18 protein-coding genes are annotated in these 18,171 nt (G+C 69.9%); 12 read left to right on the plus strand and 6 right to left on the minus strand.

Annotation, left to right across the window (positions count from 1 at the left end):
• The first annotated feature begins 13 nt into the window (after positions 1–13).
• From pyrH to QFZ27_RS01325, 3 genes are all read left to right on the plus strand, one after another.
• Entirely contained in the window at positions 14–757 is a 744-nt protein-coding gene (pyrH, locus tag QFZ27_RS01315) for a UMP kinase (RefSeq protein ID WP_429224275.1), read from the plus strand.
• A gap of 87 nt (positions 758–844) precedes the next feature.
• The gene (locus tag QFZ27_RS01320) at positions 845–1,429 is read left to right on the plus strand and encodes a carboxymuconolactone decarboxylase family protein (RefSeq protein ID WP_429224276.1); all 585 of its coding nucleotides are present in this window, start codon (positions 845–847) and stop codon (positions 1,427–1,429) included.
• Between the two features lie 14 nt (positions 1,430–1,443).
• A complete protein-coding gene (locus QFZ27_RS01325; RefSeq protein WP_429224277.1) occupies positions 1,444–1,830 on the plus strand; it encodes a rhodanese-like domain-containing protein in 387 nt (128 codons plus the stop codon).
• A gap of 192 nt (positions 1,831–2,022) precedes the next feature.
• Here QFZ27_RS01325 and QFZ27_RS01330 read toward each other — a convergent pair whose 3' ends face one another.
• Positions 2,023–3,021 carry an alpha/beta hydrolase gene (locus tag QFZ27_RS01330; RefSeq protein ID WP_429224278.1) on the minus strand — a complete coding sequence of 333 codons (999 nt, stop codon included), beginning with the start codon at positions 3,019–3,021 and terminating at the stop codon, positions 2,023–2,025.
• 14 nt (positions 3,022–3,035) lie between these two features.
• Positions 3,036–3,959 (minus strand): MBL fold metallo-hydrolase, encoded by a 924-nt coding sequence (locus QFZ27_RS01335; protein WP_429224279.1) that lies wholly within the window; start codon positions 3,957–3,959, stop codon positions 3,036–3,038.
• An 88-nt stretch (positions 3,960–4,047) separates the two neighbouring features.
• Between QFZ27_RS01335 and QFZ27_RS01340 the strand changes: the two genes are divergently transcribed.
• A complete protein-coding gene (locus QFZ27_RS01340; protein WP_429224280.1) occupies positions 4,048–4,983 on the plus strand; it encodes a LysR family transcriptional regulator in 936 nt (311 codons plus the stop codon).
• Positions 4,984–4,990: 7 nt separating this feature from the next.
• Here the strand turns inward: QFZ27_RS01340 and QFZ27_RS01345 are convergent, their stop codons facing one another.
• On the minus strand, positions 4,991–5,899 hold the full coding sequence (locus QFZ27_RS01345) for a hypothetical protein (RefSeq protein ID WP_429224281.1): 909 nt from the start codon (positions 5,897–5,899) through the stop codon (positions 4,991–4,993).
• 393 nt (positions 5,900–6,292) lie between these two features.
• Here QFZ27_RS01345 and QFZ27_RS01350 point away from each other — a divergent pair, with 393 nt between their 5' ends.
• Together QFZ27_RS01350 and QFZ27_RS01355 are read left to right on the plus strand one after the other, a co-directional pair.
• Positions 6,293–7,375, plus strand: a complete 1,083-nt coding sequence (locus tag QFZ27_RS01350) for a 3-deoxy-7-phosphoheptulonate synthase (protein WP_429224282.1) — start codon at positions 6,293–6,295, stop codon at positions 7,373–7,375.
• A gap of 267 nt (positions 7,376–7,642) precedes the next feature.
• Positions 7,643–8,161 carry a GNAT family N-acetyltransferase gene (locus tag QFZ27_RS01355; RefSeq protein WP_429224283.1) on the plus strand — a complete coding sequence of 173 codons (519 nt, stop codon included), beginning with the start codon at positions 7,643–7,645 and terminating at the stop codon, positions 8,159–8,161.
• A 189-nt stretch (positions 8,162–8,350) separates the two neighbouring features.
• Here QFZ27_RS01355 and QFZ27_RS01360 read toward each other — a convergent pair whose 3' ends face one another.
• Together QFZ27_RS01360 and QFZ27_RS01365 are read right to left on the minus strand one after the other, a co-directional pair.
• The gene (locus tag QFZ27_RS01360; protein WP_429224284.1) at positions 8,351–9,208 is read right to left on the minus strand and encodes an SDR family NAD(P)-dependent oxidoreductase; all 858 of its coding nucleotides are present in this window, start codon (positions 9,206–9,208) and stop codon (positions 8,351–8,353) included.
• Positions 9,209–9,286: 78 nt separating this feature from the next.
• The gene (locus QFZ27_RS01365) at positions 9,287–9,601 is read right to left on the minus strand and encodes a chorismate mutase (RefSeq protein ID WP_429224285.1); all 315 of its coding nucleotides are present in this window, start codon (positions 9,599–9,601) and stop codon (positions 9,287–9,289) included.
• A 124-nt stretch (positions 9,602–9,725) separates the two neighbouring features.
• On the opposite strand from QFZ27_RS01365, the gene QFZ27_RS01370 reads away from it, so the two are divergent.
• Positions 9,726–10,310, plus strand: a complete 585-nt coding sequence (locus QFZ27_RS01370; protein ID WP_429224286.1) for a DNA-3-methyladenine glycosylase — start codon at positions 9,726–9,728, stop codon at positions 10,308–10,310.
• Between the two features lie 38 nt (positions 10,311–10,348).
• On the opposite strand, the gene QFZ27_RS01375 is transcribed toward QFZ27_RS01370, so the two are convergent.
• Positions 10,349–10,705, minus strand: coding sequence for a hypothetical protein (locus QFZ27_RS01375; protein WP_429224287.1), 357 nt, complete (start codon positions 10,703–10,705; stop codon positions 10,349–10,351).
• On the opposite strand from QFZ27_RS01375, the gene QFZ27_RS01380 reads away from it, so the two are divergent.
• The 5 genes from QFZ27_RS01380 (at position 10,704) to QFZ27_RS01400 (ending at position 18,166) form a co-directional block, all read left to right on the plus strand.
• Positions 10,704–10,931: a hypothetical protein gene (locus tag QFZ27_RS01380; RefSeq protein WP_429224288.1), complete on the plus strand. Its 228-nt coding sequence runs from the start codon at positions 10,704–10,706 to the stop codon at positions 10,929–10,931. The genes QFZ27_RS01375 and QFZ27_RS01380 overlap by 2 nt on opposite strands.
• 196 nt (positions 10,932–11,127) lie before the next feature.
• Complete coding sequence (locus tag QFZ27_RS01385) at positions 11,128–11,943, plus strand: helix-turn-helix transcriptional regulator (protein ID WP_429224289.1); 816 nt, start codon at positions 11,128–11,130, stop codon at positions 11,941–11,943.
• Positions 11,944–12,212: 269 nt separating this feature from the next.
• Positions 12,213–12,413 (plus strand): MbtH family protein, encoded by a 201-nt coding sequence (locus tag QFZ27_RS01390; protein ID WP_429224290.1) that lies wholly within the window; start codon positions 12,213–12,215, stop codon positions 12,411–12,413.
• Between the two features lie 47 nt (positions 12,414–12,460).
• A complete protein-coding gene (locus QFZ27_RS01395; protein WP_429224291.1) occupies positions 12,461–16,801 on the plus strand; it encodes an amino acid adenylation domain-containing protein in 4,341 nt (1,446 codons plus the stop codon).
• Between the two features lie 54 nt (positions 16,802–16,855).
• Positions 16,856–18,166, plus strand: coding sequence for a glycosyltransferase (locus tag QFZ27_RS01400; RefSeq protein WP_429224292.1), 1,311 nt, complete (start codon positions 16,856–16,858; stop codon positions 18,164–18,166).
• Positions 18,167–18,171: the final 5 nt, after the last annotated feature.

Genomic DNA, 18,171 nt, shown 5'->3' on the forward strand with positions numbered 1-18,171 from the left:
GTCGGAGAGCACGATGGCACATCCCTATAAGCGGCTGCTGCTGAAGCTGAGCGGCGGGGCCATGGCCGGCGTCGACGGATCGATCTTCGGTGCCGCCGCGATCGACCACATCGTCGGTGAGATCCTGACGGTGCATGCGCTGGGCATCGAGATCGCGGTGGTGATCGGCGGCGGCAACGTGTTCCGCGGCCGCGTCTCCGACGCCTGGCACATCGAGCGGGCCGAGGCCGACAACATTGGCATGCTGGGCACCGTGATCAACGCGGTGATGCTGCGCGCGGCGCTGACCGCGCGGTCGGCCGAGGTGCGGGTGATGAGCGCGGTGCCGATCCCGTCGATGGCCGAACCCTATATCCGGCTGCGCGCCGACCGGCACCTGGCCAAGGGCGCCATCGTCGTGCTGGCCGGCGGCAACGGCCAGCCCTATGTCACCACCGACTACCCGGCGGTGCAGCGGGCGATCGAGCTGCGCTGCGACGCGGTGCTGGCGGCCAAGGACGGGGTCGACGGCGTGTTCACCGCCGATCCTCGGCAAGACTCCGCCGCGCGCAAATACGCCAGCCTGGCCTTCGCCGACGCGATCGCGCAGGAGTTGAAGGTGATGGACCAGTCGGCGATCCTGCTGGCCCGCGACCACGGGCTGCCGCTGCATGTCTTCGCCTTCGACCGGGCGGGCGCGATGCAACGGATCTGCCGCGGCGAGCCGATCGGGACGCTGATCGCGCCGGGCGCGGTCACGGTGCTGGCGGAAGACTGAACCCACACTCCAGCGCGCCTGTCACCTCCCATTCGGGAGATTGACGCCCCCTGCCCCGCTCCCGATCCTGGCCGGCGGAGGTGCTTCATGTTCCTGGAGACGATCAGGGAAGAGGATGCGACCGGCAAGGTCGCGGACTCCTATGCGGCGGACCGGGCGCGGCTCGGCTTCGTCATGTCGGCGACGGCCTGCTGGACCGCCCGGCCCGACCTGCTGCCGGCGTGGGAGGCGTTCTACGCCCAGGTGAAGGCCAATTTCTCGCTGTCGCCGCGCGACTGGCGGCTGATCACCTTCATCGCCGCCAAGCAGGTGCCGTCGACCTATTGCTCGATGGTCTACGGCAAGATGCTGCTGGACGACCTCGGATCGCGCGACAAGGTGCTGGCGGTGCAGGCCGATTTCCGCAGCGCCGGGCTGGGCGAGCGCGACACCGCGATGCTGGCCTATGCCGACGCCGTGGCCCGTGACGCCTCGCGCATCACCCAGCAAGACATCGGCGCGCTGCGGGCGGTCGGCTTCCGCGACGTGCAGATCGCCGACATCGCGCTGTGCGCTTCGCTGCGCTGCTTCATGGCCCGGTTCTTCGACGCCACCGGCGCCGGGCCCGAGGCCGCCTTCATCGACCCGGACGGCTTCGCCACCGCGCTCGCCGTCGGGCGCAAACCCTCGTGATTCAGGAGAGTCCCATGCCGACATCGGTCAAGGAGCTACTCGCCGCCGCCAACGCCGCGGTGCCGCGCGTCACCCGCGACGAGGCCGCCGCGCTGATCCAGGGCGGCGCCCTGGTGGTCGACGTGCGCGACGCGCCGGAGCTGAAGGCCGGCAAGATCGCGGGCGCCGCCCATGTCTCACGCGGCATGCTGGAATTCCGCGCCGACCCGGAGTCGCCGTATCACGACCCGGCCTTCCGCCGCGACCGCACGGTGATCCTGTACTGCGCCTCCGGCGGCCGATCTGCCCTGGCGGGCAAGGCGCTGCAGGATCTCGGCTACACCGACGTCCGCAACCTCGGCGCCTTCAAGGACTGGGCCGAAGGTGGTGGAGCGGTGGAGGCGGTTCCGGAGAAGGGGTGAGGACGTCGTTACCAAGAGAGCGCGTTACCTCTCCCGCCCGGCGGGAGAGGTCGGACGTCCGAAGGACGGCCGGGTGAGGGCTGGCCCAGGCCCCGACAAAGGCCCCTCACCTGGAGCCGCTTCGCGTCTCCGACCTCTCCCGCAAGCGGGAGAGGCAACGCGAACTATGCTCAAGAGGTGTGTCTCGTCCCCTCACCCCTCCGGCGCAAACTCCTCGTCCAGGAAGTCCCCGACCGCCCGGAACGCCTGCAGGCGGTTTTTTTCCATCAGCACCATGTGGGTGCCTTCGCCGATCTCGACCCAGCGGCGGTAGGGCGCGCCGGTGAGGCGGGTGAAGTAGTCCTGCGCCACCGGAAGCGGCACGTCGAGGTCCCATTCGGCGTGGACCAGCAGCACCGGGACGGTGATGGCGCCCGGGTCGTAGAACGGCCGCCCGACGCTCCAGTATTCGCGCGTGTCGAGGATCGGGCCGGTGCCGGCGCGCATGGTCGGTGGCGTCTCCGCCCGGCCCTGCGGATCAGTGGCCAGCGCCGCCTCGGCCCAGGTCTCGAACCAGCCGGCGGGGATCAGGCCCTCGCGCTTGCTCTCCGGCGCCCCTTCCAGCCAGCGCGCTTTGCCCTGCAGCACCGGGATCCGTCGATACGCGCCGAGCGTCCCGCCGGGGTCGATCCGGGCCTGGCCCGGGTTCAGCCATTGCGGCGCCACCAGCGCCAGCTTCGCCACCTTCGCATTGTTGCGGCTGGTCCAGGCGCCGGCGACCGAGCCGCCCCAGGACATGGCGACGATGTTGGTCCGCGCCAGGCGGCGCCGCCGCAGCACGAAATCGACCGCGGCCGAGAAGTCGCGCCCCCCGGTCTCGGTCCGGCCGAGCGGCGGGTTCTCCTCCGGCGGCCGATCCATCTCCGGCGGCTTGGTCGAGCCGCCGGTGCCGCGGACGTCGACGGCATGGACGTCGTAGCCGCGGCAGGCCAGCCAGTCCATGAAGGAAAAGCCGCCGACCGGCACGTCGAACAGCACGCCGGAGGAATAGGTGGCGCCGTGCATCAGCACGATGCTGCGCTCCGGCGCGAACTCCCGCATCCCGGCCGGGCGCTTGTTGCGGATGTGCAGGTCGATGCCCGGCGTGTCGCTGGGGATCATCAGGTCCTCGACCGCGATCTCGGCGGCCGGCGCGCCAGAAGGTATGGTCATGATCTTGGATCCGGTCACGCGAAGGTCCATTCGAAGCGATCGCCGCGGCGGGTGATGCGGCCGGCCGAGCTTTCGGGGAAATGGCCGGGCAGGACGAGGGCGCCGCTCTCGGCCGCATGCTCCAGCAGCCAGCGGCGGGAGGCGCGCGCCGGTTCCGGGAACTCGCAGTAGCGGGAGTTCCAGCCGGGCTCGTAGACCTGCAGCGGGTGGTGCATGACGTCGCCGGCGAACAGCGCCTCCTCGCCACGCGAGCGCAGGCGGATCACGGCGTGGTCGATGCTGTGCCCCGGGGCCGGGTGGAAGGAGATGCCGTCCAGCACCTCGCCGCCGTCGACTGTGACCAGATCGGCCAGCCCGGCCTCGAGCACCGGCCGGACACTGTCCTGATAGACTCCGTCGAGCGGCGGATGGTGGGGTGCGCCGAGCGCCGGGTCGGGGCGGAAGCCGCCGCTCGCCGGGTCCGACAGGCTCTCGCCGTAGCGCTGCTCGACCGCCGAGAAATGGTGCCGGGCGTTCGGGAAAGTCGGCACCCAGCGCCCGTCGACCAGCCGGGTGTTCCAGCCGACATGGTCGGCATGGACATGGGTGAGCAGGACGTGGTCGACATCCTCCGGTCGAACCCCGGCCGCCGCCAGGCGCTGCAGGTAGGGCACGTCGAGCCGGTGCATGATCGGGACCGCCGGCCGCTCCTTGCCGTTGCCGGTGGCGGTGTCGATCAGGATGGTGTGATGCGGCGTACGCACCAGCCAGCTGTGGATGCCGAGGCTGATCGCCCCGGTCTCGGGATCGAGCGCCCCGGCCGGCAGCCGGCCGCGGTGCCGGTCGGCGGCCTCCGCGTCGATCTCGGGGTAGAGCTCGGCCGGCGAGCCATGGGCCAGCGGGATCTCGTCGATCCGCGTGATGGTGGCGTCGCCGATGCGAAAGCTTGGGGAGCCCATTGGGCCGTCTCCGCTGTGGGCGCGCCGCTTGACGGCGCCGGCCCAACACGTATGGTCCACAGGGTCAGCAATCAAATCGATCCGCCTCATGGGCTCCATCGATCATTTCGATCTTCGCTCTTTCGACCTGAACCTGCTGGTCGCCTTCGACGCGTTGATGGAGGAGCGGACGGTCACCCGCGCCGCCACCCGGCTGAAGGTGCAGCAGCCGGCGATGAGCCACAGCCTGTCGACCTTACGGGTGTTGCTGCAGGACGAGCTGTTCGTGCGCGTCGGCCAGGCGATGCAGCCGACCGCCAAGGCCCGCGCTTTGGCGCCACGGATCCGCCAGGCCCTGCAGCAGATGCAGGAGGTGCTGCGCGCCGAGGACGGCTTCGACCCCGAGACCCAGGACCGCATCTTCCGCCTGGGCTTCTCCAGCGAGCTGGAGTTGCTGCTGATGCCGGACCTGACGGCGGAGCTGCGCCGCTGCGCCCCCGGCATCCGGGTGATCGGGCGCCCGGTGTTCCGGGAGGAGGTGCACCGGCTGTTGGATGACGGCGAGATCGACCTGGCGGTGGGCTGCTTCGATCACGGTGCCACCCGGCACCGTGGCATCGAGCTGTACCACCAGGCGCTGGCCTGCTGCTTCAACCGCGATCTGCTGCCGCTGGAGCCGCCGGTCGACCTCGACACCTATCTGTCGACCGGCCACGCGCTGGTGACGCTCAACAATCTGCTGCAGGGCTGCCTGGACGAGGCGCTGGGCCGGGTCGGCGCCAGCCTGAACGTGGTGATGGCGTCGGCGGAATTCATGACGGTGCTGGCGACCGCGGCCGAGGCGCCGGTACTGGCCACCCTGCCGGCCCGCACGGCCCGGCGCTATGGCCCGCGCTTCGGGCTGACGCTGAGCCCGCTGCCGCTGCCCCTGGAGCTGCGGCTGCCGGCGGTGGCGATGGTGTGGTCGGCCCAGACCGACCGCGACCCCGGCGCCGCCTGGCTGCGCGACCGGGTGGTCCCGATCCTGCGCCGCCAGTCGAACTAGGGTCGGGTCAGTTCACGCCCTGGACCGAGCGCAGGGCGAAGTCGCCGCCGAAATTGACCAGCATCACGCCGTTCCAGCCGTCGCGGAACCCGTTGTCGCTGGCTTCGATGATGGTCTTGCCGTCGAGGGCCACCACCATCCGGCCGGCGGCGTCGCGGGTCCAGGTCAGGCGGGTGCGGTCGCCGCGGCGCAGCGGCGCGGTGTTGGTGGTCTGCGCCACCTGGGTGATGCCCGAGCGGCCGGCCCGGTAGAGCGCGAAGACCGGGCTGTTGGCCGGCAGATAGACCAGCCGGTAGCCCGAATCCTTCGACGCGCCCTGGAAGACCCGGATCTCGAACTGGCCCTGGTTGGCGACGTCGGTCAGCTCGAATTCGAGCCCGAAATTATTCTTCAGCGTCTGCTGCAGCGAGATCGCCGCGACCCCGCCCTGCTGCCCGTTGGCCGCCTTGGTGTCGCTGTGCAGACCGCTCTTGTCGACCGTCCAGGTACCCTGCAGCGAGGTCCAGGCCGGGTTGGCGGTGTAATTGCCATCGCTGAAATCGTCGCTGAACACGCGGGTGCCCGCCAGCGAAGCCGGCTGCGCTGGCGCGGGGGCCGGGGCCGGAGCGGGCGCCGCGACCGGCGGCTGCGCCGGCGCTTCCGGCGGCTGGGCCGGGACCGGCGCGGTGGAGGCCGGCGGGGCGATGGTGGCCGAGTAGCGCTGCGCCAGCCCCTTCAGGTCGGCGATGAAGTCGGGGCTGGCCGCCTTGTCCCGTTCGGCCTGGTTGACCATCCGCGACAGGTCGTCGAGCAGCGCCTTGGTCTGGTCCTGCTGCGCCGGCTGCCAGGGGGCATAGCGCTGTGTGGTCTGGGCCAGCGCCGTGGTGGACAGCAGGGCGGCGGCGAGGACGGGCAGAAGGGCTCGGACGGGTTTCATCGACGGGGCTCCGCTTCCAGGTCGCGACGGCACATGCCGTTCTGACGCGCCGGACCGCCGGGCTCAAGCCCTTCCGGTCGGCGCCCCGGAAAAACCCCCGGCCGGCCTTGCGGTTCCGCTCCGGCGCAACGGTCGCAACATTCCGAACGCGGCGGCGGCCCGATGCGACGATTCGCGAAAGAACGGCCGTGACAAAGCTCGCATCCCAGCTTATATGCAGGACATGAACTCCGTCCGCGCAACCTATTTTTGGTACTTTAGCTTCCCGCTGCCAGCGGCGGAGCGAGGGTGCGCGTGATCTGAAGTTCGATCCACAGCCGACCCGAGAGCCGCCAGATCCCCTGGCGGCTTTTTTGTTGCCGCCGGCGGGGTGAACCCCAGGAGCCCCAAGCCGTGTTGAAGACCACCGACGACCTGCGCATCCGCGAGATCAAGGAGCTGAGCACACCCGCCGAGGTGATGCAGGAGTTCCCTCGCGACGCCGTAGCCACCCGCACCGTGACCGACGCCCGCCGCGCCCTGCACGGCATCCTGCACGGCACCGACGACCGCCTGGCGGTGGTGATCGGCCCGTGCTCGATCCACGACCCCGCGGCGGCGCTGGACTATGCCCGCCGGCTGCAGCCGCTGCGCCAGCGCCTGGGCGGTGAGCTCGAGATCATCATGCGGGTCTATTTCGAGAAGCCGCGCACCACGGTGGGCTGGAAGGGGCTGATCAACGACCCCGACCTGGACGGCAGCTTCCAGATCGACAAGGGGCTGCGGCGGGCGCGCAGCCTGCTGCTGGAGGTCAACCGGCTGGGCCTGCCGGCGGCCTGCGAGTTCCTGGACATGACCACGCCGCAATACATCGCCGACCTGGTCGGCTGGGGCGCGATCGGCGCCCGCACCACCGAGAGCCAGATCCATCGCGAGATGGCGTCCGGCCTGTCCTGCCCGGTCGGCTTCAAGAACGGCACCGACGGCAATGTAAAGATCGCGGTCGACGCCGTGTCCTCCGCCTCGCAGCCGCATCATTTCATGGCGGTGACCAAGACCGGCCGGTCGGCCATCGCCTCGACCGCCGGCAATGACGACGCGCACATCATCCTGCGCGGCGGCAAGGCGCCGAACTACGACGCCGCCAGCGTCGAGGCCGCTTGCGCCGAGCTGGCCCGCGCCGGGCTGCGGCCGGCGGTGATGATCGACGCCAGCCACGCCAACAGCAGCAAGAAGCCGGAGAACCAGCCGAAGGTGGTCGACGACGTGGCGCGCCAGATCGAGGCGGGCGACGGCCGCATCGTCGGCCTGATGGTCGAGAGCCATCTGGTCGCCGGGCGGCAGGAGCTGGTGCCTGGCCGGCCGCTGGTCTACGGGCAGAGCATCACCGACGGCTGCATCGGCTGGGACGATTCGGTCGCGGTGCTGGAGCGTCTGGCCGCTTCGGTCGCAGCGCGGCGGACTGTAACACCACGGACGTTGACGGCGACCGCCTGAGTCGGGATCATCTCTCCATGCCCCGCTTCTTCCGAGCTACCACCAGCAGCAAACGACGTCGCCCTGCGGCGCCCGCGGCGCTGAGCGCCGCCACTAGACGTGGTCGCCCTCGGGCGACCGGGGCGCTGCGGTGCGCCGGGCGAGGCGGGGGAGCCGCCGGGACCTGTCCCGGCTGAACCCAACCGGATCCCGACCACCGCAACCCGCCGTCCCCGACCGGCGGGTTTTTTCTTGCCGGCCGCCCTGCCCCCCGAAGGAACGCAGATCATGAGCCAGCCCGCCCTCGCCCCGCAGGCCCAGCAGCCGATGATCGAGCCCCGGATCCGCCGGGCCATCGCCGGCGACGCCGATGCCGTCCGGGCGCTGACCCGCGCCGCCTATGCCAAATGGGTGCCGGTGATCGGCCGCGAACCGAAGCCGATGACCGCCGATTACGACCAGGCCGTGCGCGAGCACCGGATCGACCTGCTGCTCGAAGGCGACGACCTGGTGGCGCTGATCGAGATCATCGACCGCGGCGACCACCTGCTGATCAAGAACCTGGCGGTGGCGCCCGATGCCCAGCGCCGCGGCCACGGCCGGCGCCTGCTGGCCCATGCCGAGGCGCTGGCGGCCGAGCTGGGGCGGCCGCTGCTGCGGCTGTACACCAATCCGCGCTTCGCCGGGAATGTCGACCTCTATGCCCGCGCCGGCTTCGCCGTGGACCGGGAGGAGCCGTTCCTGGAAGGCACCACCGTCTATATGAGCAAGCCGGTGCCGCTGGACCGGCCCGGTTTGTCCGGGTGAGAAATGCAAGGTCCCAGCCTGGTCCCCGATGAAAAATACGAGGACGATGAAATGCCTGTCATGGAACCAGACTGGGACTTAAATCTTATAATCGATTACCTGTAAGTGCAAGACGAAAGCTTTTGTCCTACTTAAACGTGCAACCAAAGAGCACAACGTACAGGCGATCGGCCGAATGGCCAGCCGCCGTCAATCCGGCCGCGCCATATAGGCGGCAAATTCGTCCTTGTGGTCGCGATGCCAACGCGACAGCGCCGGGCGGTTGCGGATGATGTCCTCAGCCGCCCAGCGGATGCGCTTCTCGTCCGTCGCCCGGGTGACATCGTTGTCGGGGCAGAGGATGTAGAAGTCGCCGCGGCCGAGGCTGTCGAGCATGAACTCCACCACCTGCTCCGCGCTCCAGGCCGCCGCCGGCTTCTCGGTGGCGCCGCGGGCGGTGATGCCGGTGAAGGTGTAGCCGGGGATCAGCAGATGGGCGGTGATGCGGCAGCCCTCGGTCTCGCGCAGCGCATGCGCCAGCCCCTCGGTCAGCGCCTTCACCCCGGCCTTCGAGACGTTGTAGGCGGTGTCGCCCGGCGGGGTGGTGATGCCCTGCTTCGAGCCGGTGTTGACGATCAGCCCGTCGCCGCCCTGGCCGATCATCGCCGGGGCGAAGATCTGCACGCCGTGGATCACGCCATAGAGGTTGACGTCGAGCACCCGGCGCCAACGGTCGTAATTCTCCCACGGGCCGCCGCCATTGCCGATGCCGGCATTGTTCATCAGCACCGCGACCTCGCCGAAGCGGCCATAGGCCTCGTCGCGCAGCCGCTCGACCTCCTCCGGCTGGGATACGTCGGTGGGCACGGCCAGCACATCGGGAGCGCCGCCGGCGGCGAGCTCCGTCACCTCGCGGAAGGCATGGTCGAGCGCCTCGCCGGGCAGGTCGGCGAGCACGACCTTGAGGCCGATCGAAGCGAAGCGCCTGGCAGCGGCAAGGCCGATGCCGCCGGCGGCGCCGGTGACGACAGCGACGCGGCCGGCCCGGATCGCGGGATGGGTGGACATGACGAGCTCCTCGGAGATAACCGGGGCCGGATGGGCGGCCTCTCGTGTGATCTGGGTCGGCGTGCCTGGCCGGCAAGCCTAGTCCCGGACGCCCTCACGGATGGCTTCGTGGTGGCGGATCACCTCGGCGACGATGAAGGCCAGGAACTTCTCGGCGAAATCGGGGTCGAGATGCGACTCCTCGGCCAGCCGGCGCAGCCGCGCGATCTGCGCCGTCTCGCGGCCCGGATCGGCCGGCGGCAGGCCGACCGTCGCCTTCAGGCGCCCGACCTTCTGGGTGCATTTGAAGCGCTCGGCCAGCAGATGCACGAGGGCCGCGTCGATGTTGTCGATGCTGCTGCGCAGTTCCGCCAGCTCGGGCGGGATGGCGGGCTTCGGGGCTTGCTGGTCCATCGGGTCACCTGGGTCGGAAAGGCCCGACCATAGAGCAGCCATCCGGCTCCCGCCAAGCCGGCAGGCTGCGGCAAAGCGGCGGATTCCGCTTGCGCGAGGCGTCGCGGTCGGGGAGAGAGGCCGGATGCCCGTCTCTCCCGCCCCCGTGCCGCTGGACCGCACCGCCTTCGCCGCGGATGTGGTGGCCGTCGCCCGCGCCCTGATCGGCACCGTGCTTCTGGTGGACGGCGTCGGCGGCGTGGTGGTCGAGACCGAGGCCTATGATCGCAACGACCCGGCGTCGCACGCCTTCGCCGGGCCGACCCCACGCAACGCCCCGATGTTCGGGCCGGTCGGCCACGCCTATGTCTACCGGTCCTACGGTCTGCACTGGTGCCTGAACCTGGTGTGCGACGCCGGCCAGCCGGGCAGCGCCGTGCTGATCCGGGCGATCGCGCCGACCGAGGGGATCGAGATCATGCGGATGCGGCGCGGGCTGGAGCCGCTGCGCCTGCTGTGCGCCGGCCCCGGCCGGCTGGCGCAGGCGCTGGCCGTCACCGGGGCGATGACCGGGCTGCCGCTGGACGAGCAGCCCTTCCGGCTGCTGCCGCGGACCGAGGCGGAGCCGGCGATCGCGGTCGGGCCACGCATCGGCCTGACCCGCGGCATCGACACACCCTGGCGCTTCGGCCTGGCCGGATCGCCTTTCCTCAGCCGGCCGTTTCGCTGAGAGTCCGGGGCAGGACCCGCCTGCCCCGGAACGATCTCTCAGAAGTTGAAGTCGAGGTGGCCGAACAGGCCGCCGAGCACGCTGCCCAGCGCATCGCCGACGCCGTCACCGATGTGGCCGACCGCGTCGCCGACGCCCGCGACGACGTCGCCGACCGCTGCATGCGTGCCGTCGAGCACCGAACCGACGGCCGAGGTGGCGCCGCCGACCACGTCGCCCAGCGCGTCGCCGACGACCGCGCCGACCTCGGTCACCACGCCGCCGACGATCTCGCCGGTCTCGTCCACCGCCGTGCCGACCGTGCTGCCGACGCCGGCGACTGCGCCGCCCACCACGTCGCCGACATCGTGCAGCACGCTGCCGAGAAGGCCGGTCAGATCAAGAATGCCGCTCATGGACGTCTCCTGTGTGAAGGAAGGACTTCTGATTGCCGCCGCCGAAGTCCGGGCTTCGCAAAGCCAACCGGAACCGGGAGAGATTCTCTTTCGATGGCAGAAAGAATCCATCGAATTAAATCCCATCCATCTCGGTGATGGATCGGCTGATTGCAGAAATCAGCCGATAGAAATCATTCCTATCACTCAGATTACGCAAGTGTACCTGCTATGTTATGCAGATTGACTGCAGATTTTGGTGACCGAATCGGCACACTCTGGCGGCAGGACGTGGTTTCGTGCCGCGCCGGGACGGCGGCAGCCGATCGCAATCCCCGCGACGGCTTGACGCAGGCCGACGCTGCCCCATACCGCCTTATGCGATTCTTCTTTGCGATATCAGGCGAATAGAAATACCATGGTCGAAACCGCCATGACTTAACGTGGCCCAGCAAAATCCAATAATAATGAATAAAATTTCAGGGAAAGGGGATCCCAGTAAAAAGTACGAGGCGGACGAGGGGCAAATGGATCAAATTTTCCAGAATTTCATCTCACATCTCCCGACCAGCGGCCGGAAGGCGATCGGAGAGCTGTTGGAACAGACGATCCGGGGATATGGGCTGAAACACTTTGCCTATGTCAGCTTCCCGTCGGGGGAAGACGACATGCCGCTGATGCTGACGACCTATCCCGAGGATTGGGTCGAGCGCTACGGCGAGAATCGCTACGACCGGATCGACCCGGTGATCGCGCGCGCGGTCGGCACCATGCTGCCCTTCAGCTGGACGATCGAGGCGCTGAAATCGCCGCGGCAGCCGATCACGCGGCGGCTGAGATGCTTTCTGGATGAGGCGGCGGAGGCCGGCATCCGGCGCGGCGTGACCATCCCGATCCACGACCGGCAGGGCCGTGCGTCCAGCCTGACCCTGGCCGAGTTCGGCATGGAGCCCGACTTCCAGCGCTGCATCGACCAGAATCAGCATGCGCTGCACCTGGTCGCGCTGCATCTGCACGCCCGGCTGCGCCAGGATGAGCGGCCCGAGCCGGAGACCCGGCCGGCGCTGACGCCGCGCGAGATCGATTGCCTGCAATGGGCGGCCAAGGGCAAGAGTGCGTCGGATATCGCCGAGATCATGCGCATCAGCCGCCGCACGGTGGTGTTCCACACCGAGAATGCCAAGCAGAAATTCGGTGTCGCAACACTGTCACAAGCGATCGCCAGAGGGATGATGCATGACATCATCATCTGTGCCTGAACAAAACCTGTAAACCTATACAGCTCACGACAGCTTTCGATTCACACCAAGCTTCGCGCGGTTAGGACTCATTGAGCTGTGATGCCGGTCCCGCGCATGCCCGTCATGCGCTGGACTGGCCCGGCGGAGCGAGGCGGCGTGGGGATCGCGATCGTTACCGAAGGCACCGGCTGCGGCACTGCCGCCGGGCCTCGAAGGATTTCAATTCGAGTTCTTGCGTCATTCTGCGCCGGCCGCGCCGCCGCGCCTGGGCATCGGGGAGCCTGGATATGACCAGCGTTTTCGACAATCCGGAAGGCCGTTTCCACGTCCTGGTCAACGACGAGGGGCAGCATTCGCTGTGGCCGGCCTTCATCCCGGTCCCGGCCGGCTGGACCGCGGTGCTGCGCGACGCCGCCCGCCCGTCCTGCCAGGACCACATCGACAGCCATTGGACCGATCTGCGGCCGGCATTGCTGGCCGGTCGGTGACCACCGCCTGCGGACGGCCTCCTTTTATTCTGCGAGCGAGTTGAGCCATGGACAGCATCGATTTCGGCAGCGCCGCGCTGCCCCTGACGACCGCCCAGACCGGCATGTGGCTGGCGCAGAAGTTCATGCCCGAGATCGAGTTCAACCTCGCCGAGGCGATCGAGATCCACGGCCCGCTCGATGCCGGCCTGATGCAGGCGGCGCTGCGGCAGCTGACGCGGGAGGCCGAGGCACTGCGAATCCGCTTCATCGAGGAGGACGACGGCCCGCGGCAGGTGGTCCGGCACGAATATGAAGGCGACATCCCCTTCGTCGACTTCAGCGCCGAGCCGGACCCGCGGGACGCTGCCGCCCGCTGGATGCACGCGGACTACGCCCGGCCGCTCGACCCGCTGACCGACGAGCTGTGGTTCTCCGCCGTGCTGAAGATCGCGGACGACTCCTTCATCTGGTACCACCGCGTCCACCACCTGCTGATGGACGGCCTGTCCGGCGGGCTGTGCACCCGCCGCGTCGCGGAGCTGTATACCGCCCTGGTCGAGGACCGGCCGCCGAGCGACGCCACCGCGTTCGGCAGCCTGTCGGAGATCCTGGACGAAGAGGCCGGCTATCGCGCTTCCGGGCGTTTCCTCCGCGACCGCGACTACTGGATGGAGCGCTTCGCCGATACGCCGCCGCCGATCACGCTATCCCATCGCAGGCTCGCGACCGGCGAGCTGCTGCGCGACCGGTCCTTCATGGAGCCGGGCCTGGTGGCGTCGCTGCGCGCCCTGGCACAGTCCACCGGCGCCAGCCTGCCGCAGATCCTGATCGCCCTGACCAACACCTATCTCTACCGCATGACCGGGGCCGAGGACCTGATCGTCGGCCTCACCGTCACCGCGCGCGCCAATGCCCGGATGCGGCGCACCCCGGCGATGCTGGCCAACGCCGTGCCGCTGCGGCTGCGGATGGATCCGGCGCTGACCATGCAGGACGTGATCCGCCAGGTCGGCACCGAGGTCCGCCAGTGCCTGCGGCACCAGCAGTACCGCTACGAGGACATGCGGCGCGACCTGAACCTGCTGCCCAACAACCAGCAGCTGTTCACCATGCTGGTCAACATCGAGCCCTTCGACTACGACCTGCGCTTCGGCGGCCTGCCGATGACGCCGCAGAACCTGTCGAACGGGTCGACCAACAATCTCGGCGTGTTCATCTACGACCGCGGCGACGACAAGGGCCTGTGCATCGACCTGGACGCCAATTCGGCGCTGTACACGGCCGAGGAGCTGGCCGGCCACCGCGAGCGGCTGCTGCGCCTGGTCCGTGCGGTCGTCGCCGATCCCGGCCAGCCGATCAGCGGGATCGACATCCTCGACCCGGAGGAGCGGCACGAGATCCTGGTGGATTGGAACCGGACCGACCGGGCCGTGGCGCCGGACACGCTGACCGCGCTGCTCGACGCCCAGGCCCGGACGTCGCCGGACGCGACCGCCCTCGTCTTCGAACAGCACGAGCTGAGCTATGCCGAGCTCGACGCCCGCGCCAACCGGCTGGCCCGGCTGCTGGCCGCGCGCGGCGCCGGGCCGGAGCGGATCGTCGCCGTGGCGCTGCCGCGGTCGGTCGAGCTGGTCGTCAGCCTGCTCGCGATCCTGAAGACCGGCGCCGCCTATCTGCCGATCGATCCCGACTATCCGCTGGACCGCATCGCCTACATGCTCGGCGACGCCCGGCCGGTGACGGTGGTGACCAACCGGGACTTCGCCTGGGTGGTGCCGGACGATGCCGGCCGCCTGGCTCTCGATGCGGCGGAGGTGGCTGCCGGGCTGGCCGCGGCCGACCCGTCCGGCTTCGAGGCCGGCGCGTTGCTGCCGGTGCACCCTGCCTATGTGATCTACACTTCGGGCTCGACCGGCCGGCCGAAGGGCGTGGCCGTGTCGCATGGCGCCATCGTCAACCGGCTGCGCTGGATGCAGGCCGAATACGGCCTGACGGCCGACGACCGGGTGCTGCAGAAGACGCCGTCCAGCTTCGACGTCTCGGTCTGGGAGTTCTTCTGGCCGCTGCTCCAGGGCGCCGCCCTGGTGGTGGCCCGGCCCGGCGGGCACCGCGACCCGGCCTATTTGGCCCGGCTGATCCGCGACGAGCGGATCACCACCCTGCACTTCGTCCCCTCGATGCTGCGCGCCTTCCTGCAGGAGCCGGAGGTCGCCGGCTGCACCGGGCTGCGGCGCGTCTTCTGCAGCGGCGAGGCCCTGCCCGAAGACCTGCAGATCCAGTTCCATGCCACGCTGCCGGTGCCGCTGCACAACCTGTACGGCCCGACCGAGGCTGCGGTCGACGTGACCTATTGGGAGTGCCGCCGTGACGCCGAGCCCGGGCCTGTGCCGCTGGGGCGGCCGATCTGGAACACCCAGCTCTACGTGCTCGACCCCGGGCTGCAGCCGGTCCCGGCCGGCGTCAACGGCGAGCTGTACCTGGCCGGGGCCAACCTCGCCCGCGGCTACATCAACCGGTCGATGCTGACGGCCGAACGCTTCGTCGCCAACCCTTATGGCCCGCCCGGCAGCCGGATGTACCGCACCGGCGACCTGGCGCGCTGGCGGCCGGACGGCACTCTCGACTTCCTCGGCCGCATCGACCATCAGGTCAAGCTGCGCGGCTTCCGCATCGAGCTGGGCGAGATCGAGGCGGCGCTGATCCACAGCGATGCCGTGGCCCAGGCGGCGGTGGTCGCCCGCGAGGACCGGCCGGGCGACCCGTATCTGGCCGCCTACGTGGTGCTGGAGACCGACGCGGCACTGGAGCCGACGGCGCTGCGGCACGATCTGGCGCTGCGGCTGCCCGACTACATGGTGCCGACCACCTTCACCGCGCTGGACGCCCTGCCGCTGACCCCGAGCGGCAAGCTGGACCGCAAGGCGCTGCCGGCACCGGAGCGGCAATCCTCCGCCGGCTACGTCGCGCCGCGGACGCCGACCGAGGCGACCCTGGCGGCGATCTGGGCCGAGACCTTCGGGCTGGAGCGCGTCGGCGTCGAGGACAACTTCTTCGAGCTCGGCGGCCATTCCATGCTGGTGGCGCAGCTGATCGGCCGGGTGAAGGCCGTCTTCGCCGTCGACCTGCCGCTGGCCATGGTGTTCGAGGTCTCGACCATCGCCGGCCTGGCCGGCAAGGTCGACCAGGCCCTCGGCGACGGCCTCGCCGCCACCGCGCTCGACCTCGCCGCCGATGCCCGCCTCGACGACAACATCCAGCCGCAGGCGGCGCTGCCGCCGGTCGAGTTCGAGCAGGCGTTCCTGACCGGCGCCACCGGCTTCGTTGGCAGCCAGATCCTGGCCACGCTGCTGCGCGACACCGACGCCCGCATTGTCTGCCTGGTGCGGGCGATGAGCCGGGGCGCGGCCCGGACCCGGCTGCGCCGGACCCTGGCGGAGCGCGGCCTGTCCGAGCTGTGGGACGACCGCCGCATCGAGATCCTGATGGGCGATATGGGCGAGCCGGATCTCGGCCTCGAGGAGCACGCCATCGCCATCATCCGCGACGAGTGCGACGCCATCTTCCATTGCGGCGCGATGATCGACTTCCTGCAGGGCTATGCCGCCCTCAAGGGCCCCAATGTCGACGCGGTGCGGACGCTGATCAACTGGACCGCGACCGGCCGGCCGAAGGCCCTGCACTACGTCTCGACCCAGTCGGTGATCGACCCGGCCAGCGGCCCGGTGGTGATCACCGAGGCGTCGGGGCTGGAGAGCTGGCGTGGGCTGGTCGGCGGCTACAGCCAGAGCAAATGGGTCGGCGACACGCTGGTGCGGCAGGCCCAGGCGCGCGGCCTGCCGGTGGCGGTGTACCGGCTGGGCACCGTCACCGGCGACCGCCTCTCCGGGCTGTGCAACGACCGCGACATGATCTGGCGGGTGGTGCGGGCCTCGGCCGGCCTCGGCGCCGTCCCCGACATCCACCTGCCGATGACCCCGGCCGACGATATCGCCGACGCAATGCTGCGGCTGGCGCGCAGCGACAAGCCCTGGGGCGGCGTCTACCACCTGGTCAGCCAGGGCACCGTCCATCTGCGCGACATGGTGCCGATCCTCCGGCGGATGGGGCTGCAGATCGAGCTGCTGCCGCTGGCGCCCTGGCTGGAGCAGGCGCAGTTGAACCGGCTTGACAGCCGCGACCACGACCTCGCCACCGTGCTGTCGATCTTCGGCGAATACGACACGTCGCTGGCCCTGCCGAGCCTGTCCTTCGACGCCACCCATGCGCGGCTGGCCGAGGTCGGCGGCACCATCCCGCCGGTCGGGCTGGAGCTGATCGAGCGCTACCTGCGCAGCCTGAAGATCGTGGACGCGGTCGAGCCGGCCGAAGCCTGGGCGCCGGAGCCGACCCCCGTCGCCGCCGAGTGACCTGCAGCAAGGCCGGGCGGCACCAGCGCCGCCCGGCGTAAGGATCGATCCGATATGGCCCGCTTCATCGTCGCCGCCACCGCCCTGCCGGGCCACGTCTCGCCGCTTCTCGGGATCGCGCATCATCTGGTCGGCCTCGGCCACGAGGTCGTCATGCACACTGCCAGCCCGTTCCGGGAGAAGGCGGAGGCGACCGGGGCACGCTTCGTCCCGTTCCGCAGCGAGATCGATCTCGATTACCGCCGGGTCGACGAGCACTTCCCGGACTACCGCGAGGCGAAGCCGGGCCCGGAGAAGATGATGGTCGGGCTGAAGCACTTCGTCTGCGACGCGATGCTGGGCCAGAAGGCCGGGCTGGAGGAGATCCTGAGCGGCTTCCGGGCCGACGCCATCCTGGGCGACACGGTCTTCGCCGGCGCCGTGCCGATGCTGCTGGGCCCGCGCGAGGCCCGGCCGGCGGTGGTCACGCTCGGCATCACCGCGCTGGCCGCCACCAGCGTCGACACCGCCTTCTTCGGCTCGGGGCTGCCGCCCTCCTCGACCCCGGAGGGCCGGGCGCGCAACATCGCCATGCACCGGACCATGCAGTCCCTGTGCGCCGGCATGCAGCAGGGGTTCGACGACACGCTGGCGTCGATCGGCTGCCCGCCGCTGCCGGACTTCATCTTCGACAGCTTCATCACCCTGCCCGACCACTACCTGCAGCTCACCGGCGAGTCCTTCGAATATCCGCGCAGCGACCTGCCGGAGACGGTGCGCTTCGTCGGCCCCCTGCTGTCGCCGCCGACCAAGGCCTTCCGGGCGCCCGGCTGGTGGGGCGAGCTGGATGGCGGCCGGCCGGTGGTGCTGGCCACCCAGGGCACTCTGGCGAACGAGGATTTCGGCCAGCTGATCGGCCCGGCCCTGACCGGGCTTGCGGGCGAGGACGCGCTGGTCATCGCCACCACCGGCGGCCCGCCGGTCGAGGCGATTCCGGTGCCGATCCCGGCAAATGCCCGCGCCGAGCGCTTCGTGCCCTATGATCGGCTGTTGCCCAAGGTCGATGTGCTGGTCACCAATGGCGGTTATGGCTCGGTCAACTACGCCCTCAGCCTCGGCGTCCCGATCGTGGTGGCGGGGGATACCGAGGAAAAGCCGGAGATCGCGGCCCGAGTCGCCTGGAGCGGGGCCGGGATCAATCTCGGCACCGGCCAGCCGCGGCCGGAGCAGATCCGCGACGCGGTGCGCGCCGTGCTGTCAGACCCGCGCTACCGGCGCCGGGCCCAGGCGCTGCAGGCCGATTTCGCGCGCCACGACGCCCGCCGGGAAATCGCCGCAATCCTGGAGGATCTGGTCCCCCGTCAAGAGCGCCGCAAATCGGCCTGAGCGGG

Source organism: Inquilinus ginsengisoli (assembly GCF_050434925.1).
Taxonomy (GTDB): domain Bacteria; phylum Pseudomonadota; class Alphaproteobacteria; order DSM-16000; family Inquilinaceae; genus Inquilinus; species Inquilinus ginsengisoli_B.

Excerpts from the sequence above, each read along its gene's own strand:
- pyrH (WP_429224275.1), top strand. The coding sequence starts at position 14 with ATGGCACATCCCTATAAGCGGCTGCTGCTGAAGCTGAGCGGCGGGGCC.
- QFZ27_RS01320 (WP_429224276.1), top strand. The coding sequence starts at position 845 with ATGTTCCTGGAGACGATCAGGGAAGAGGATGCGACCGGCAAGGTCGCG.
- QFZ27_RS01325 (WP_429224277.1), top strand. The coding sequence starts at position 1,444 with ATGCCGACATCGGTCAAGGAGCTACTCGCCGCCGCCAACGCCGCGGTG.
- QFZ27_RS01330 (WP_429224278.1), bottom strand. The coding sequence starts at position 3,021 with ATGACCATACCTTCTGGCGCGCCGGCCGCCGAGATCGCGGTCGAGGAC.
- QFZ27_RS01335 (WP_429224279.1), bottom strand. The coding sequence starts at position 3,959 with ATGGGCTCCCCAAGCTTTCGCATCGGCGACGCCACCATCACGCGGATC.
- QFZ27_RS01340 (WP_429224280.1), top strand. The coding sequence starts at position 4,048 with ATGGGCTCCATCGATCATTTCGATCTTCGCTCTTTCGACCTGAACCTG.
- QFZ27_RS01345 (WP_429224281.1), bottom strand. The coding sequence starts at position 5,899 with ATGAAACCCGTCCGAGCCCTTCTGCCCGTCCTCGCCGCCGCCCTGCTG.
- QFZ27_RS01355 (WP_429224283.1), top strand. The coding sequence starts at position 7,643 with ATGAGCCAGCCCGCCCTCGCCCCGCAGGCCCAGCAGCCGATGATCGAG.
- QFZ27_RS01360 (WP_429224284.1), bottom strand. The coding sequence starts at position 9,208 with ATGTCCACCCATCCCGCGATCCGGGCCGGCCGCGTCGCTGTCGTCACC.
- QFZ27_RS01365 (WP_429224285.1), bottom strand. The coding sequence starts at position 9,601 with ATGGACCAGCAAGCCCCGAAGCCCGCCATCCCGCCCGAGCTGGCGGAA.
- QFZ27_RS01370 (WP_429224286.1), top strand. The coding sequence starts at position 9,726 with ATGCCCGTCTCTCCCGCCCCCGTGCCGCTGGACCGCACCGCCTTCGCC.
- QFZ27_RS01380 (WP_429224288.1), top strand. The coding sequence starts at position 10,704 with ATGGACGTCTCCTGTGTGAAGGAAGGACTTCTGATTGCCGCCGCCGAA.
- QFZ27_RS01375 (WP_429224287.1), bottom strand. The coding sequence starts at position 10,705 with ATGAGCGGCATTCTTGATCTGACCGGCCTTCTCGGCAGCGTGCTGCAC.
- QFZ27_RS01390 (WP_429224290.1), top strand. The coding sequence starts at position 12,213 with ATGACCAGCGTTTTCGACAATCCGGAAGGCCGTTTCCACGTCCTGGTC.
- QFZ27_RS01395 (WP_429224291.1), top strand. The coding sequence starts at position 12,461 with ATGGACAGCATCGATTTCGGCAGCGCCGCGCTGCCCCTGACGACCGCC.
- QFZ27_RS01400 (WP_429224292.1), top strand. The coding sequence starts at position 16,856 with ATGGCCCGCTTCATCGTCGCCGCCACCGCCCTGCCGGGCCACGTCTCG.